Here is a 16,071-nt window from a genome sequence, read left to right on the forward strand (position 1 = left end):
TCAGTGGCAGACGTGACCACACTGGCAGTCCGGACCCTGAGGGAGTGGACCCAGTCGCGGGAGCGGCAGCCGAGCACTCCGGACGACTCGGATCCCCTCCCACCCTCCACTCCCACCACCGACGTGGGAGTCCCGGCCCTGGCGGCTCTGCTGGCCGGAACCCACCCGGACGACGAGACCACCACCGCCGTCGCCGCCCGTGCCGTGGCCTCCTGGGCCCGTACGGCCGGACGCGGTTCGGGGCATCACGGTCTCTTCAGCGGCGGCCTGGCCGGAACGTTGGCGGGCCTGCGCTTCGGAGCCCGGCTGCATCCCGCCCTGAACACGGTCGCCGACCGGCTGCACACCCACCTGGCCACCCCGCGGCCCCGCCGCCAGGACCAGGTCACGATCACCGACTACGACCTGATCGTGGGCCCGGCGGGCACCCTGCACGCGTTGCTCCTGGCCGACACCGAGGCCGCCCCGCTCCCTCAGATCGACCATCTGGCCCTCCTCGCCTCCGACCCCGACCTACGTCGGCTGCGCGCCGGGCAGGACGACAGATTCCCCGAACTGGACTGGCTCCAGGGCCGGGTGAACACGGGCATGGGTCACGGCGTCGCGGGCCTGCTGACCGCTCTGACGGCGACCGTCCGACAGACGGCACCGACCCCCCGCCTCACCCGGGCGATCCACCACCTCACCCACTGGCTGACGGCTCAGTCCTTCGACGACGCCCGAGCCATCCGCAGCTGGGACGGCGCCGGCCTGGAGGATGTCCCGCTGCCGGGGGCCCGCGCCCGCCAGGCCTGGTGCTATGGCGCCCCGGGCATCTGCTGGGCCCTGTGGGACGCCGCCGACGCGGTGGACGACAAGGAAACGGCCGAGTGGGCCGAGTCGGCCTTCACGACCCTGTGCGCCCACTACGACGAGACCTTCCACCTCTACGGCGACCCGCCCACCGACCGCCTCGCCTGCTGCCACGGCGCCGCGGGCGTCCTGGCCGTCGCCGACGCCTTCCACCACCACGCCCACCACCCCGGAGCGGCCACCCTCCGCACCCGCCTCACCACCTACCTGACCGCCCACCTCCACGAACTCCCCACCCTGGCGGCCCAGGACATGGGCCTGCTGGGCGGAGCGACGGGCATCCTCTGCGCCCTCCTGACGGCCACGACGGAAGCCACGTCCGGGGCAGCTTCCGAGGCCGCCTCCGGGGTCACCCCTTGGCGGGCCTGGACGAGGTGCCTGGGCCTGCGCTGACCCGGAAGGCCCAGTCCATCCCCGGCTCCACCACCCCCCGGAACACCCTCCTCACCGGAGCGGTGCACAGCGCCGTACCGAGGGCGGCGGCCACGACCGTGACCGTGAACGCGCCGATCGGCTGATGGAACCAGGAGTGACGTTCCCAGTCCCAGTGGTTGGCGGCCTGGATGAAGAACCCGTGCAAGAGGTAGGCGTAGAGGGTGCCGGCGCCGAGGGCGGTGAACCAGGTCCGGTGACCTGGGACCCAGGCGAGGAAGCAGCCCACGAGGAGCGTGGAGCAGCCGAAGAGGGCGAGGGTCATGAGGGGCCCGTACCACGCGGGTACGCCGAGATCCTGTGCGGCGGAGTGATGGAAGAGCCAGGCGTAGTCCCACCGGGGTACCGCCCAGTAGGCGAGAGCGAGGGCGCCCAGCAGCACCGGTACGGCCACGATCCGCGCCTCGCGCCGCCGTACCAGCCGGAAGTGCTCCGCCCGCAACGACAGCCCGAGCACGAAGTACGGCAGGAACTGCAACGCCCGCTGAAGGTCCAGATCCTGCCCGATGGCCGGGGACAGCGTGGCCAGCGACGCGATCACCAGAGCGACGGGCAGCGGCCACCGCACCCGCTTCCAGATCGGTGTGGTCAGCCTCCACACGAACAGCGCGGCGAGGAACCACGTCAGATACAGCGGGTCCAGCAGACTGACCGCCCGATCGGGCTCACCATCGCTCCACCGCGTGAACAGTGTGTAGCCGGTCTCGAACACGACATACGGGACGACCACCCCGGTGACCAGCCGCTTGACCTTCGCCGGACTGGCGTCGAAGCTCCGCGAGAAATACCCCGAGATCACGATGAACGCCGGCATGTGGAAGGCGTAGACGAACGTGTACAGAGCGGTGACCGCGCGGCTCTCCGACCGCAGGGGTTCCCAGGCGTGTCCCATCACGACGAGGACGATCGCCAGATACTTGGCGTTGTCGAAGAAGGGATCCCGGGCCTGATCCCGGTCCTGCCGGGGCGCGGGTACGGTCCTGCCCTGCGGGCGTGCGTCGTTCACTGCTGTGATGTCGAGGTGAGACATCCTCCGTGCCTTGCCGGATCACGTCGCGGTAAACCATGGAGAAGCTATGTGTTGTCCTCGTAGACGACGTCGTCGGAGAGGGTCATTCCCAGTTCGCGGAAGCGACGGGCCACCTCGGGGAGGGTGCGGCCGGTGCGGAGGGCGCCCTGGAAGACGTTGAGGAGGGGGACGGGTTCCATTCGGTCCAGCCAGTCGTGCGGTCCGTCCTGCACGACGAACGTCTCCTCCTGGTCGAGGAACAGCTGGAGATCCTCGAACTCGACCCTGTCGAGCGCGAGCGCTCCGTCCGCCACCCGCAGACCGAGGGTCATGAGCCTGGCCACCACGTCGGCGGGGCGGCGGCGCAACTGGGCCGCGGTGTCCAGCACATGGATCACCGGCACGGGCACCTCCTTGTTCAGCCAGGACGCCTTCCGTCTGCGATCGGTGCTGAGGACGGTCGTGTCATCCGGCTCGATCGTCTCGGGCAGGACCGTTCCCTCGGCGAGGCGCAGTCCGAGGAACACGAGCCGGTCCGCCACCGCCGCGGGGCGCCACCCGGTCCGCTCGGCCGCCGCCAGGACCTTGTCCAGCGTGACCGGTACGGCCGCGTTCAGCCAGGGTGGACCCTGGTGCCGGCCCACGCTGAGCAGGAAGAGATCGGCGGGCTCGACGGTCTCGGGACATACCGCGCCCTCCGGGAGGCGCAGTCCGAGTCGCGCGAGCCTGTCCACCACCTTCGCGGGGTGGCTTCGGTTCCGCTGGGCGACGGACAGCACATGCCCCAGCGGAACCGGCTCCATGAAGTTCAGCCAGATCCTGGTCCGGCGCTCGTCCAGGGTGAGCAGCGCGAGATCCGCAGGATCCACGGTGGCGGGTGGCTCGGCCTCCTCGATCAGGCGCATTCCGAGCTGCTCCAGCCTGGTGGCCACACTGCGCGGAGACTGGCCGGTGGTGTGGGCGGCAACGAGAATGTGGGCCAGGGGCACCGGACTTCCGAAGTCCCACCAGGGACGGTCGGACCTCAGGCCCTGGCGCAGCATGACCAGATCGTGGGGCTCGACGACCTCCGGGAGCACGGCTCCGTGCGCGAGCCGTAGTCCCAGCCTTGGCAGCCTGGCCGCGATGTCCGCCGGGCGGCGCCGGATCCGCTTGGCGACGGACAGCACATGCCCCAGTGGGACCGGCTCTCTCGCCTTCAGCCACTCCCCCGGAAACCTGCCGCTGAGGACGCTGATGTCCTCGATCTCGGCCGTCTCCGGCACCACCACACCCTCGGTGAGCCGCAGCCCCAGTTCCCCGAGCCGGTCGACGATCTCAGCGGGACGGCGCTGGGTCTGGTGGGCGACGGACAGCACATGTCCCAGGGGAACCGGTTCCCTTTCGTCCAGCCACGGCTCTCTGGGTTCGAACGCGCCGCCGAGAAGAAGCAGGTCCTCTTCTGTGGCCGTCTCGGGCAGCACCGCGCTGTCCGAGAGCCGGAAACCCAGCCGCACGAGCCGGTCCGCCGCCTCCCGTGGACGGCGTCCCACGGTCAGCGCGAACCGCAGCACATGCCCCAGGGGTACGGGCGAGGTGGCGGTGAGCCACTCATCCGTGTATCTGCCCCCCGGCCTGAAGGCGGCCGTCGAGCCGTTGCCGTCGGCCGACGCGAGAAGCAGGCCGATGTCCGTGGGCCGGGCGCACAGGACGCCCTCGGGGTGGGCGAGCGTCACCCCGGGAAATGCTCCCGCGGCCACCCAGGCGGTGACCCGCCAGGTGAGGACGGCTCTCGGGACGAGCCACCGCGAGGAGGAGCTTCCGCGCGTCCGGAGATGGCCACGCATGAACTCCTCGTCGTACGGAAAGCAGCCCGCCGCGGTGATGTCCGCCTCCTGCCCGCCCACCATCCACGGGCGGTAGCGGCGGGCCACCGCGGCGGCGGCCACCTCGTCCGCGAGGGCCGGATGCTCGCCGACCAGTTTCGACAGCCAGCCGTGGCCGAAGACCTCGCCGTTCTCCCGCAGCAGCGTCGGGATCTCCTCCCGGAGCCGACGCGTGACATGGGCCGTGTCATGAAACAGCGCTCGCCGGCGGTCGACGGTCAGCTGGGGCAGCTGCGCCCCGGTGAGGTTGACCACCGCTCCGAACAGCGGGACCCCGATCCACACACCGTCCGCGAGGACGCCGCCATCGCTGCTCGTCCACCACACGTCCGGTCGGCTGGTGGCATCGACCGCGATGCCGGCCTCGCGCAACACACCCGGCTCATACGGGTCCTCGCTGCCCAGCGGCGCAACCCCCGACAACACCTCCGGCTCCCACTCGTACCGATCCTCCGCGTCCCGCGCCACCACCGCGTACTCGGAGATCCACAGCAGCCGCCGCAGCAGATCCGTGCACGACGGCTGGGTGGTGGCCGACGGTCGCAGATACAGCCGTACGGTCGTGCTGGCGTCGTGCCCCCGGCCCAGGTCGCGGATATGGAACAGGGAGCCGGGACCGGCGATGTCGACCTGGAGGCGGCGGCCGGGGTGGCCGTCGCGGTCCAGGCGGCACGTGGTCACCGAGACATCGTCGGCGATCATGAAGTAGCTGAGCACGCCGATGCCGAAGCGGCTGTTGGGGTACAGCTCGATGCCCTCGCGGCGCCACTCGGCCTGTTCGTCGAGGTACTCGGGGAGGTCGGCGAAGCGCATTCCGGCGTGGGAGAAGACCTCGCGGAGTTCGCGCTCGCCCATGCCGATGCCGTTGTCCGTGCACTCGATGTAGGGGCGGCCGTCGGCGTCCACGTCCTGGGTGAAGGTGATGCGTCCGGACCAGGGGGCGAGTTCGGGGTGGCGCAGCCGTAGGAAGCGGGTGCGGGCGTCCCGGTAGCGGCAGGCGTCCAGGGCGTTCTGGTACAGCTCGCGGATCGCGAGCGCGGGGTCCCCGTAGAGCTGCTCGCCCATGAGGAGTTCCTGGATCCGGTCGTCGGCGAGGCGGAAGCGCAGGTCCGTCGACTCGTAGGCGGGCTTGCCGCCGGCCTCGACGGCCGGGCGCACCTGGTGGGCGGTGGCGTGGGCCGGTAGATCCTGCAACGGCTCCAGCTGGGGCTCGTTGCCCGCCTGGATGTCGACCGCGCCGAACAGGGCGTCCAGGGCGGCGGCCTGCTGCCGCAGGGCCAGGCCCAGGGCCGGGTGGTGGCAGGTGGCGTTGAGGACGCGGGTGCGGCCGTGCTGGTCCCAGCGGGCGTTGCGCAGGGTGTGGTGGAGCTGGGGCAGGTCCACGGAGTAGCTGATGCCGAGGTGTTCGACGACGACGTCCGGGAGCAGGACCGGGTCGATCGCCAGGTGGTGGGCGACGGTGAGGACGATGACCAGGAGCTGTTCGCGGATGTGCTGCTCGGCCTCGGCGCCACCCGCGAGCTGGCGGCGGGGGCGGATCGTGGTGGCGTCGAACGAGGTGCGCAGGGAGCGCAGCAGCATCGACAGGGTGTTCAGTTCGAAGAGTTCGGCGACCAGTTTGCGGTCGGCGTCGGCCGGGACGTCGTCCAGCAGGCTCTGCACGGGGCCGAGCAGACTGTCCAGGACGGCCTCCTGGAATCCGCCGGGTTTTCTGGTCAGCCAGCGGCGGAACAGCCACCAGGCGATCCCGGCCGCGCGGTCGTCGCCGCCGGGGGACCGGGCCGCGAGGGCGGCGCGGCGCACCAGCCGCTGCCGGTTGTTGAGGAACTGCTCGTAGTGGGCGCGGGACGGTGTTGGGGAGGGTACGCGGTCGAGGTGGGTGGGCTGGAGGGGCAGCGCCTGTACGGCGGCGCGGTTGGCGCAGGACACGTAGAGGTAGGGGACGGCGACCAGGAGGGCGGCCTCGGCGGGGGAGAGGGCGAGCTTCTCCGGGTTGAGGACCTTGGAGAGGAGCCAGCCGACGCCGCCGGTCATCCGCTCGGCGAAGCCGACCGGTCGCCAGGGGTCGTCGGTCAGCCGGGCCTCGTCCCGGGCGGCCTGCGGGGCGATCTGGGCGAGGAGGGCGACGGTGGCGGCGCGCATGGCCTCGGCGCCGGGGGCGTCCCCGAGCTGCTTCCACGCCGGGTGGTCGCGGGCCGCGCTCACCCACGGGTGCTCGCCGGCCGCCCCGGGCGCGGTGCGGTCGGGGCGGGCGAAGACGACGAAGTCGTCCGTCTCCGTCTCGCTGCGGACTCTGATCTGCTGCCGGAACAGCTTGTGTTCGGTGGTCAGGGTGTCGGTCGCGCTCTGCAACTGCTCCCTGAGTTCGCGCAGGGTGCCGGGGCCCGCCTCGTCGGCGATGACGGTGCTCAGGGCGCGGGAGAAGATGCTGAAGGTGCTGTTCCCGGCCCGGGTGTAGCGGGCGCGTTCGCCGGGCGAGCAGGCGTATACGTGGCAGTAGTGGCGCTCACCGGCCCGGATGACCCGCATGTCGGACCAGCCGACGGTGTTGCCGACGGACATCACGCGCTGGTCGATTCCCTCGCGGCAGGCGTCCACGAACACCACGACGTCCCCGGCCTCGCTGCGTTCGACGTAGGTGCTGAAGTCGAGCGAGAGGCATTTGCCGCGGAAGTCGTGCGACGTGGTCCGGGCGCCCTTGGGGACGAGGAAGTCCTGGCCGTCGTGGTGGATGCCGTGCCCGCTGAGGTAGAGCAGCAGGGTTTCGCCCGGGGCGGCGCCCTGGAAGAACGTCTCGACGGCGTAGTCGACGCTCTCCCGGTCGGTCTCCTCGACGTCGTGGGTGTGCACCTCGTACCCGACGCCGGACAGTGCCCCCGCCAGCTCGGCGAGATCGTCCGTGACGAAGGGCAGATCGTCGATGTGGGGGTCACGGTAGGTCGGCACCCCGATGAGCAGGGCGCGATACGCACTCTTCATCGCGTTCTCCGGCGGATCAGGACCCGAAGGTCAGCGTGATCGCCCCCTTGGCGCCCACCTGCGCCGATGTCCCCACGACGGTGATGCCGCCGGTCGCCGTGATCTCGAAGGAGACCTGCGCCTGCTGCAAGGGCATACCGCCCTCCGACACCCGGATATCGGCGAGCACCATCTGGAGGGCGTCCACCGTCCGCTGCAAGTTCTCCCGCAGCACGGCGGTGGGAATCCGCCGCACCGACGCCGGGGCGTCCTCCCCGCGCCGCCCGAAGATCCCCATGTCCCCGGAACCCGACCCCGTGTCCTGGTCGTCGACGACCACCAGCACATCCAGCCCGTCCACGACAGCGCCCCCCTCGGCGCCTTCCACCTCGACCGCCTCGACCGCCTCGAACATTGCTCCCCCTCGTCCCCGGTCATGGAAATCGTCACATCATAGTGGGGGTGGGGGCGTCGCCGAGGCGCTACTGACAGGTACTCAACTCACGCTGGGCGCAGGGTGGGTGGTCGCGCTCCGCCTTCCCGACGGGCCGCGACTCAGGCCGGGTCTGGCGGGCGCCTTCCATGGCGTTCCTGGAGCAGGTTCACCTGCTTGATCCAGAAGGCGAGTTTCTCGTCCTTCGAGGCGCTCGGGGGAAGCAGCCCGAGTTCCTTGGCCAACTGGTAGAAGCCGGGACCGGCGTCGTTGGCGGCCAGGTAGTTCACCAGCGCGGAGAGCATCAGCGGCGGATCGGACGGGTCGATCTCCCGATCCCGTACGACGATCAGTCCGAGCAGATGCCCCATGGCCGCCCGCTCGTCGGCCCGCTCGAAGTCGAAGACCCGGCAGCCGGTCCGCCGGGCCAGGGTGACATTGAGTTCCGTGTAGGAGGTGGGCCTGCCCAGTTTCGCCCGCTCGACCAGGAACTCCCGCCCCGCGTCGACCAGCAGGTCCCACTCGCTCTCCGTACGACCGTACGCCGTCATGCAGCCCCCTCCGGGCCGAGCCGATCCGTGGGCGCGAAGATACTCGCTCGATCGAGGAACGGCGCGTGCTGATCAGGCAGGAAGCCGAATCCCGTGGATCACGCGCGGCCCTCCGTCGATCCCAAGAGTGGCGAGGGCAACGGCTCGACGGCGCTCCACGGTGACGCGCTCGTGTACTTCGGTCTCGGAGGCAACGGCAACGTACAAGATCCCGCACAGCACTTCCCGGTCCGGCAACGGCCTGCGGCCGGGACACCGGAACCTGCGCTCACGTTGCGGCAGCAGCGGCTCCAGGCGGTTCCACAACCCATCCGACACGATCCACGACTACGGTCCCCACACCGGACCGAACGCTCAACTCCCGACCCAGTCACGGCAGCCAGGACCGATCCACCTCGTCGTGTGCGCTCCGAGCCGGGCTGATGCCCGGCTCGGGATGTGCGGTGCTCAGACCGTGCTGGCGATCCAGCCGATCGTCTCGGTCGTGTGCGGGCCGTCGGAGAGCGCCCTGCCGCTGCCGACGAGTTCGTTGATGCGGATCTTGAAGCCCGTGCGGGTGACGTCGGCGATGCGCAGGCCAGGGGTGTCGGGGCCGTTGAACGTCTGCACGAACGGGACGACGATCACGTCCGCGTTGCTCGGGAACGGCGTCGGGAAGGTGACCTGGGTGAACGTCGAGGTGACTCCGCCGTTCACCTCCGTCGGGCTGGTGGAGTTCAGTTGGAGTTTGCCGGTCTGGATCAGGCTCATGGCTTCCGCCTTCCACTCAGTGGCCGCCGGTCCGCGTCCTCCTGGTGTCCGCGCACTCGGCAGCACCTACGCGGCTTCGTTGCGAAGCAGCTAGGAGCGAAATGCCCGCGCCAGGCGATGTTTAGAGGAAAGGTCGCCTATGCGAGGCAAATATGCACCGACGTCTTGCCAAGAGAAACGACAGCTCCACATTCGCCTCGGTGTTCAGCACGAACCAGCGCACGGGGCCGGTCTCGGCGTCCACCCCGTCGACGGCGGCCAGGGCTCGGCGGTGGAAGTCACGGGCGTTGGCGAAGAAGAGCGGGGAATCGTAGCGGTAGACAAGCAGCCCCGGGACGGTGCGCGCCTGCGGATAGTCGTCGACATCGTGCATTCCCGCGACTCCGGGCACCAGCCCCTCGACCGCGTCGTGCGGACGCGCCACCCGGGTCAGCAGCTCGGCCACCGACAGCCCGACGGCCACCAGGACGCCGTACAGGATGTCCAGGGCGAGCACCCCGGCCAGACATCCGAGGGCGAGCAGCAGCTCGCGGCGGCGGAACGCCGACAGCCGCCGGAAGCCCGCCAGGTCGATCATGCGGACAGCCGCGTAGACCACCAGCGCGCCCAGCACCGCCGACGGCGTGCGGGCGAGCAGCGGGCTCAGGAAGAGCAGCACAGCCAGCACGACGGCCCCGGCCACCAGCGAGTACGCCTGACTCCGCGCCCCGGACGAGGACGCGAGCGCGGTACGGCTGGCGCTGCTGCTGACCGGGAAGCCGTGCAGCACCCCCGCGCCGAGGTTGACCGCGCCCAGCGCCAGGAACTCCTGATCGGCGTCGAAGGCCTCCCGCTCGCGTCGCACCCGCGCAGGGCCGGCACGCCCTCCGTCGTGTCCCGACTCCGTACGATCGTTGCCCTGCCCGGCGGGGACCTGCCCCGCGAACGCCCGCGCGGTGAGCACGAAATCCGTGTATGCCACGAGGAGCACGCCCAGCGCGGGCAGCAGCAGCCGCGGGAGTTCGCCCAGCCCCGGCCAGGCGAAGCCCGGCAGCCCCGAGGGAACCTCCCCGATCACAGCGATGCCGTACCGGCCGTCCAGGTCGAAGGCGACGACAGCGGCCGTCCCGAGCACCACCGCGAGCAGCGGTCCGGGCACCACCGGGACGTAGGCGCGCACCAGGAAGAGCAGGACAAGGACCACGGCCGACAGGACCACGGTGGGCAGGTGCGCGTGGGACAGCGACCGGACGAACGACCACAACTGCGGGAAGAACTCGGTCCCCGATGACCCCGCCCCCACCAGCCGGGGCAACTGGTCCACGATCATGATCAACGCCACCCCGGCCATGTAGCCGATCAGCACCGGCCGGGAGAACAGATCGGCGAGGAACCCCAGCCGCACGACCCGGGCGACCAGGCACAGCAGCCCGACCACCACGGCGAGCGACGCCGCCAGTGCCGCGTACCGGCCGGGTTCACCGGCGGCGAGCGGCCCGACCACGGTCGCCGTCATCAGGGCGGTGGTGGACTCGGGCCCCACCGACAGCGCCCGGGAGGTGCCGAACAGCGTGTACAGCGCGAGCGCGGGCAGGATGGCCCACAGCCCCGCGACGGGCGCCAGCCCGGCCACCCCCGCGTACGCCATGACCTGCGGGACGAGATACGCGGCCACGGTGACCCCGGCGAGCAGATCGCCCCGCATCCAGCTCCGCCGATAGCCCGCGAGCACCGCCACCCCGGGCATCAGCCGACGCCACGGCGCACGGCGTACGCCCTCGCCCTCGTCCTCGTCCTCGTCCTCGCCGGTGCCCTGGGACGACATCGACCGCCTCTCTCCGCCTGGCCCCCAGCATCCTCCGCCCGGTCGGCGGACGACACCGGGCCGGGCCATCCGGGCCAGACCGCCCCGCTCCCCGGGGCGACGGCCCGCACGGTGGAACGGATGTACACGCGCAAAGCCGTGCCGGGACGCAACCCCGAACGGGCGCCGATGGAGGATCCCCGGGCGGCGGGGGCGGGAGCATCCGCTGGGGCGCGAGAGGGAGAGAGCGGGGGTCTGGTTCTCGCCCGCCCACTCCACGGACCAATCCCATGTCGGTGACCCGGGGTTGGTTCATTCGTCGCCCGGAGGGATCCGAAGGGATCCGGAGGGATTCAGGGGGACTCGGGTGGAATCAGGGAGATTCGGGGGGCCTGCGCCGGGTCATCGGCGCAGGGCTTCCGCCGGCTGGATGCGGGACGCGCGCCATGCGGGGTAGAGGCCTGCCAGGAGGCCCGTTGCCAGGCCTGCGACGGGGGCGGCGGCGATGGTGAGCGGGTGGACCACCGGGGTCCAGTCCCGTACCACCGCCACCGTGACCACGGTGATCACGCCGATGCTGGTGCCGACCAGGCCGCCCAGGGCGCCGAGTGTGCCGGACTCCGCGAGAAACTGGATCGTGATGTGGCGGCTGCGCGCGCCCAGTGCCCGGCGCAGACCTATCTCGCCGGTGCGTTCCAGCACGGCCACCAGCGTGGTGTTGGCGATGCCCACGGCACCGATCACCAGGCAGATGGCGGCCAGCAGGAGGAAGAGCTGGCTCAGGTCCGAGGTGACCGACGTGCGCAGGGTCCTCGGGTCGGGCGGCGGGGTCGCCTTGAGGTACTCGGGGTGGTCCGGGCGCAGCGCCGTCGGTGCCTCGTGCGCCACCTGGGCCGCGGCCCCCGTCCTGGTGGCCACCAGCATCTTGGCGCCGCCGTCCGTAGGGGCACCCCACAACTCCTCCGCCGTGCTGCTCGGGATGACGACGCTGAGCAGCAGGTCGGCCTTGCGCTGTACGTCGTCGATGACGCCGATCACGGCGAAGGGCTCGTCGTCGATGAAGACGGCCGGGCGCGTGTCCAGCGTGGTGATGCCGAGCCGGGCCGCTGTGCCGGAGCCGAGGAGCGCCACCCTGGCGGCGGTGTTCTGCTGGAAGTCGTCGTACAGCCGCCCCTGTGCGAGGGTCGGCAGGGCCGCCCGGAGCGTGCCGGGCGAGGCGGCCAGGATCTGGGCCCGCTCGCCGGCCGGGTCGGTGAGCGGGGACGCGCGGACCGTGTCGGACGTGGTGGTCCGGACCTGCCAGTAGACGCCCGCGTGCTGGACGCCGTTCAGGGCCTCGATCCGGTCGTCGGCGTCGTCGGGAAAGGCGAAGCCGGCGAACTCGGTGTGCTGATGGCCCACGTCCTCGATGGTGACCTCGCCTGCGCTGAGCAGGTCGAAACGGGAGTCGATCTGCGAGGAAGCGGTGGCCGTCAGACCGAGCACGGCGACGAAGGCACCCACGCCCAGTACGGTGCCCAGCGCGGTGAGCGCGGAGCGCGCCGGGCGCTGGAGCATCCCGGCCATTGACTCGCCGAGCAGGTCGCGCGCGGAGAGCGACGAGAACGCGATGAGCGAGGAGAGCATGGTGGGCGGGGGCCGGTGGGAGGGGCGGCGGCGCCGACGCGGCAGCCCGAGCCACCGACGCCGACGCCTGCTTCGTTCCCCCTCGGCAGTGGGCCGCCGCTCCGGGGTCGTACGGTCGTCGCCGTGCGGGCCGTTCATCGGGCGGCTCCCTCCCGGGTGGGCGCCGGGGGGCGCCGGGGGCTTCGGCCGCTCTGTTCCTCAAGCACCCCGTCCCTGATGGCGACCGTGCGTTCGCCATGGGCGGCGACGGCGGGGTCGTGGGTGATGACGAGTACGGTCATCCCCTCGGCGTGCAACTCGTCCAGCAGCGCCAGGACGCTCTCGGCCGTGGCCGTGTCGAGGTTGCCCGTGGGTTCGTCGCACAGCAGCAGCGAGGGCCTGGCCACCAGGGCACGGGCGATCGCCACCCGCTGCCGCTCGCCGCCGGACAGCCGAGTGGAGAGCGCGTCGATCCGGTGGCCGAGTCCCACGCGGGTCAGCGCGGCGCGCGCCCGTGCCGTGCGCTCGGCGCGCGGGGAGCGGTTGTAGACCATGGCGAGCGTCACGTTCTCCAGCGCGCTGCGGTGCGGCATCAGATGGAACGACTGGAAGACGAAGCCGATGTGCCGTCCCCGCAGGGCGGCGCGGGCCGCCTCACCCGCACCGGCCACATCGATCCCGTCCAGCAGGTACGAGCCCTCGGTCGGCGCGTCTAGCAGCCCCGCCACGTTGAGGAACGTGGACTTGCCCGACCCCGAGGGCCCGATCACCGTGACGAACTCTCCCCGCCGCACGATCAGATCGCAGGGCCGCAGTGCGGTGACGGGCGGCGGGCCGGGGTAGGTCAGCCCGACCCCGCGGAACTCCACGACCGGCGGTTCCTGTCCTGGCGGTTTGTGTCCCGGCGGTTCTTGTCCCGGCGGTTCCTGTCCTGGCGGGGGCGCCGTCCCGGGCTTCGCCGTCCCACGGCGGCCGGTCGGGATACGTATCCTCATGCCCCGCCTCCGCCGGACGAGTCGGCCTGCCGTACGCCGGTGACCACGAGGTCACCCGGTTCCAGACGGCCTCCTTCCACGGGGACCACCTCCACGTATCCGTCGCCCTGGGTACCGGCCCTGACCTGCACCCGGCGCTGTGTGCCGGCCGCCGCGACGACGGTGACCGCGCTCTTGCCGTCCGGTCCCACGGACACCGCGGTGACCGGCACCACCAGTGCCTCGCCGTCCGTGGAACCGGCCTCGACGGTGAGCCGCATCTCAAGCCCCGCCAGTGCGCTGTCGAGGGGTTCGTCGGGCTCCACCACGATCGCGTAGCCCTCGGGCACGGACGGGGCGGGCTCGGCGTCCTCGCCCTCCGCGGACGTGCCGTCCTGCTGCTTCCCCGCGCCCAGGGTCTCCGCCACGGACCTGACCTTCCCCGGTACGGTGGTGCCGGAGCGTTCATCGAGAATCTCGACCCGCTGACCGGAGCGGACCAGACCCTTCTGACGCTCCTGAAGAGAGCCCTGGACGAGGAGTTCCCCCGCCGACAGGGTCATCACGCCGGCGGTGACCGGCGAACCGACCGTGGCGGACACCGAGTCCACCCGGGCCGGGAATCCGGGCAGGAAGACGACTTCGCCGGCCGGCAGCATCGGGCCGTCGGCCGCGCGCGCCTCGGCCAGGGTCCGGCGGGCCGTTTCCAGGTCCTCCTGAGCCCATTCCAGGGCGCGTTGGGCCTCCGCTTCCGCAATCGACTCCGCCGACTCCGCCGACTCCGCCGATTCGGCGTCCGCCTCGCCGTCCGCGGTCGGGCCGGCCGTCGTACCGTCCGGCGTTCCGGTGGCCGTGTCGGCCGGCGTTCCGGTGGTCGTGTCGGCCGTCGTCCCCCCGCCGGTCTCCGCCGCGGAGCGGGCCGCCGCGGCGTCGGCGGCCGACTGTGCCTGTTCCAGGGCGCGTTCGGCGGAGCGGACACCCTGTTCCCCCGCTTCGATGGCCTCGCCGTCGTCGACCGCGGGTCTGGGGTCGTAGCCGAGCGCCGAGTAGAAGGACCGGAGCGCTTCCTTCGTCCCCGCCCCGAAGACGCCCGACGCGTCGTCGCCGGTGTGGTGTCCGAGGTCCCGCAGCGCCTTCTGCACCTGGGCCACGTCATCGCCTTTGGCACCCGGTCTGAGGTCCCGGTACACGGGAAGCTCGCCCTTCAGCACGAACACCGGGCGGCCGGACACCTCCAGCAGGAGCTGCCCGGCCTGGACCGTGCCCCCCACGGTGACCGGCAGCTTCGTCACCACCGGTTCGACGGCGCCCTCCTCACCTCCCACCATGGGCGTCACGGTCACGGACTGTCCGGCCGCCACGGTGCCGCGCAGCACCACGGTCTCCTTCAGCACGCGCCGCTCGACCGGTGCGGTCAGCACATCCGCGGGCGGTGGTTTCGTGTCGGCCGCGGCCTGGGCGGGTGACTTGATGACCTGCGCGGCGCCGACCCCGGCCGCCGCCAGCAGGGTCGACCCCACGGCGACTGCGGCCACCCAGCGCCGACGGGTCATCCGTACCCGCGAACCGGGCTCCGTGTCCGGTGGGCTCGGCGATTCCGGCGACTGGAGCGACGGGTACGGCTCCGGCGGCCCCTGCGAGGCGAACGGCCCCTGCCCCTCAGTCAGCCCCCGTGGCTCAGCCAACCCCCGCGGGCCCGGTCGCGTCGGGCGGTCGTCCATCGGTCACCCCGCCAGCTCGTCCGCGGACGCCTTGAGCATGGCGTCGATGTCCGCCTTGGCCTCGTTCAGCGCCTCGGCGTTCTGCTCCACGGCCTGCTCCTGGTAGGCGTAGTCGACCGCGAACCAGACACCCACCACGTTGTGCTCCGCACGGCACTCCTGGTCGGCCGTGGCGACCTGGATCTCCTGCCGGGTGGGCTGCGGGGTCCCTGCCCACTGCTCGTCGTCGCCGGCCTTCAGCGGGTCGGCGTAGTCGAAGCCCTTCCCCTTCATGCACGTCGACCACTTGGCGAACACCGCCCGGGTACGCGAGTCCTGCTGGGCCTTCACCAGGGTGTCGAGCTTGAGATCGGTGGATGTCTGCGGGTCGCCCACGCTGCCGTCGACCGAGCCGGTGAGCTTCTTACGTGCCTCTCCGACACAGCCCTGGTCCGGTACGGTCTCGCCGTTGATGACCTGTCCGCCGGGCCCGAACTTCTCCTTCGGATCGTCCGATCCGCGCTCGGCGGTCTGCATCTCGGCGGTCAGCTTCTGGCCCTCGTCCACCCAGGGGCTGTCATCCTCCTCGGTGACGCCTCCCACCGGGTGGTAGCCCCACTGCTCCGCCTGCTCGGCGCTCTGGAGTCCGAAGCGGCCGTCGGTGCGCGTGGTCGGGGCGTCACCGGAGTCCTGTTCCTCGGCCTGCGGCACCGAGTAGTCGAATCCGAATCGCGCCATGCAGTCGGACACGAGCGCCGCGTAGGCGTTGTCGAGGGTCTCCCGCTGCTCCGGGTTCAGCAGATAGGTGTCCAGCGGCATCGATCTGTCATTGGCGTCGGTGATGTTCGGGGTCCCGGTGACGGGAGGCGGTTCCTTGGAATTCCCCTGCGCGTCCGCCGATGAGCTGTCGCCGTCCGAGCAGCCGACCAGAAGGAGCGGCACACAGACCAAGAGAGCGGAAAGCCGAAGGCGGCGTGTTGTATGAGACACAGTGGTGCCTACTCCCGATTCTTCTGGGTGGCGGTCCGGTCTTCTGAGTGGCGGTCCGGCGCCGGGACCGATGTCAGTGCCGGGGGGGGGGGGGGGGGCGCCCCCCCCCCCCCCCACACAGAGGCGCGAAGAAATTAAAAGTAGGAGACCCCAGGGGTTGTGATGTTAG

The 16,071-nt window shown here is 71.4% G+C and carries 11 protein-coding genes and 1 pseudogene; 1 reads left to right on the forward strand and 11 read right to left on the reverse strand.

Annotated features, from left to right (window positions below; genetic code table 11):
* Positions 1-12 precede the first annotated feature (12 nt).
* A complete protein-coding gene (locus tag ACFXAZ_RS13720; RefSeq protein ID WP_384589189.1) occupies positions 13-1,245 on the forward strand; it encodes a lanthionine synthetase LanC family protein in 1,233 nt (410 codons plus the stop codon).
* On the opposite strand, the gene ACFXAZ_RS13725 is transcribed toward ACFXAZ_RS13720, so the two are convergent.
* The 11 genes and pseudogenes from ACFXAZ_RS13725 to ACFXAZ_RS13775 all read right to left on the reverse strand — a co-directional run bounded on the left by ACFXAZ_RS13725 (position 1,202) and on the right by ACFXAZ_RS13775 (position 15,854).
* Positions 1,202-2,314, reverse strand: coding sequence for an acyltransferase family protein (locus tag ACFXAZ_RS13725; RefSeq protein ID WP_384589191.1), 1,113 nt, complete (start codon positions 2,312-2,314; stop codon positions 1,202-1,204). The two genes, ACFXAZ_RS13720 and ACFXAZ_RS13725, sit on opposite strands and share 44 nt — an antisense overlap.
* A 44-nt stretch (positions 2,315-2,358) precedes the next feature.
* Entirely contained in the window at positions 2,359-7,137 is a 4,779-nt protein-coding gene (locus ACFXAZ_RS13730) for a caspase family protein (protein WP_384589195.1), read from the reverse strand.
* Positions 7,138-7,153: 16 nt separating this feature from the next.
* Positions 7,154-7,531: a hypothetical protein gene (locus tag ACFXAZ_RS13735; RefSeq protein ID WP_384589197.1), complete on the reverse strand. Its 378-nt coding sequence runs from the start codon at positions 7,529-7,531 to the stop codon at positions 7,154-7,156.
* A gap of 140 nt (positions 7,532-7,671) precedes the next feature.
* Entirely contained in the window at positions 7,672-8,100 is a 429-nt protein-coding gene (locus tag ACFXAZ_RS13740) for a hypothetical protein (protein WP_384589200.1), read from the reverse strand.
* Positions 8,101-8,298: 198 nt separating this feature from the next.
* A pseudogene (locus tag ACFXAZ_RS13745) lies at positions 8,299-8,470 on the reverse strand (transposase); the annotation flags it as partial.
* Positions 8,471-8,547: 77 nt separating this feature from the next.
* Positions 8,548-8,850 (reverse strand): hypothetical protein, encoded by a 303-nt coding sequence (locus ACFXAZ_RS13750; RefSeq protein ID WP_384589203.1) that lies wholly within the window; start codon positions 8,848-8,850, stop codon positions 8,548-8,550.
* Positions 8,851-8,971: 121 nt separating this feature from the next.
* Positions 8,972-10,654 (reverse strand): SulP family inorganic anion transporter, encoded by a 1,683-nt coding sequence (locus tag ACFXAZ_RS13755; protein ID WP_384589206.1) that lies wholly within the window; start codon positions 10,652-10,654, stop codon positions 8,972-8,974.
* 381 nt (positions 10,655-11,035) lie between these two features.
* Positions 11,036-12,259 carry an ABC transporter permease gene (locus tag ACFXAZ_RS13760; RefSeq protein ID WP_384589408.1) on the reverse strand — a complete coding sequence of 408 codons (1,224 nt, stop codon included), beginning with the start codon at positions 12,257-12,259 and terminating at the stop codon, positions 11,036-11,038.
* Between the two features lie 134 nt (positions 12,260-12,393).
* Positions 12,394-13,233 carry an ABC transporter ATP-binding protein gene (locus tag ACFXAZ_RS13765; protein WP_384589209.1) on the reverse strand — a complete coding sequence of 280 codons (840 nt, stop codon included), beginning with the start codon at positions 13,231-13,233 and terminating at the stop codon, positions 12,394-12,396.
* Positions 13,230-14,765: a peptidoglycan-binding protein gene (locus tag ACFXAZ_RS13770; RefSeq protein ID WP_384589212.1), complete on the reverse strand. Its 1,536-nt coding sequence runs from the start codon at positions 14,763-14,765 to the stop codon at positions 13,230-13,232. Before ACFXAZ_RS13770 ends, ACFXAZ_RS13765 begins: the two co-directional genes overlap by 4 nt.
* A gap of 171 nt (positions 14,766-14,936) precedes the next feature.
* Positions 14,937-15,854, reverse strand: a complete 918-nt coding sequence (locus ACFXAZ_RS13775) for a hypothetical protein (protein WP_384589215.1) — start codon at positions 15,852-15,854, stop codon at positions 14,937-14,939.
* Positions 15,855-16,071 lie beyond the last annotated feature (217 nt).

It is taken from the genome of Streptomyces sp. NPDC059477, assembly GCF_042749375.1.
Lineage (GTDB): Bacteria > Actinomycetota > Actinomycetes > Streptomycetales > Streptomycetaceae > Streptomyces.

What these genes read in the sequence shown, in the direction of transcription:
- ACFXAZ_RS13730 (WP_384589195.1), bottom strand. Translation starts at nt 7,137, where the DNA reads ATGAAGAGTGCGTATCGCGCCCTGCTCATCGGGGTGCCGACCTACCGT.
- ACFXAZ_RS13735 (WP_384589197.1), bottom strand. Translation starts at nt 7,531, where the DNA reads ATGTTCGAGGCGGTCGAGGCGGTCGAGGTGGAAGGCGCCGAGGGGGGC.
- ACFXAZ_RS13725 (WP_384589191.1), bottom strand. Translation starts at nt 2,314, where the DNA reads ATGTCTCACCTCGACATCACAGCAGTGAACGACGCACGCCCGCAGGGC.
- ACFXAZ_RS13760 (WP_384589408.1), bottom strand. Translation starts at nt 12,259, where the DNA reads ATGCTCTCCTCGCTCATCGCGTTCTCGTCGCTCTCCGCGCGCGACCTG.
- ACFXAZ_RS13755 (WP_384589206.1), bottom strand. Translation starts at nt 10,654, where the DNA reads ATGTCGTCCCAGGGCACCGGCGAGGACGAGGACGAGGACGAGGGCGAG.
- ACFXAZ_RS13765 (WP_384589209.1), bottom strand. Translation starts at nt 13,233, where the DNA reads ATGAGGATACGTATCCCGACCGGCCGCCGTGGGACGGCGAAGCCCGGG.
- ACFXAZ_RS13740 (WP_384589200.1), bottom strand. Translation starts at nt 8,100, where the DNA reads ATGACGGCGTACGGTCGTACGGAGAGCGAGTGGGACCTGCTGGTCGAC.
- ACFXAZ_RS13750 (WP_384589203.1), bottom strand. Translation starts at nt 8,850, where the DNA reads ATGAGCCTGATCCAGACCGGCAAACTCCAACTGAACTCCACCAGCCCG.
- ACFXAZ_RS13770 (WP_384589212.1), bottom strand. Translation starts at nt 14,765, where the DNA reads ATGACCCGTCGGCGCTGGGTGGCCGCAGTCGCCGTGGGGTCGACCCTG.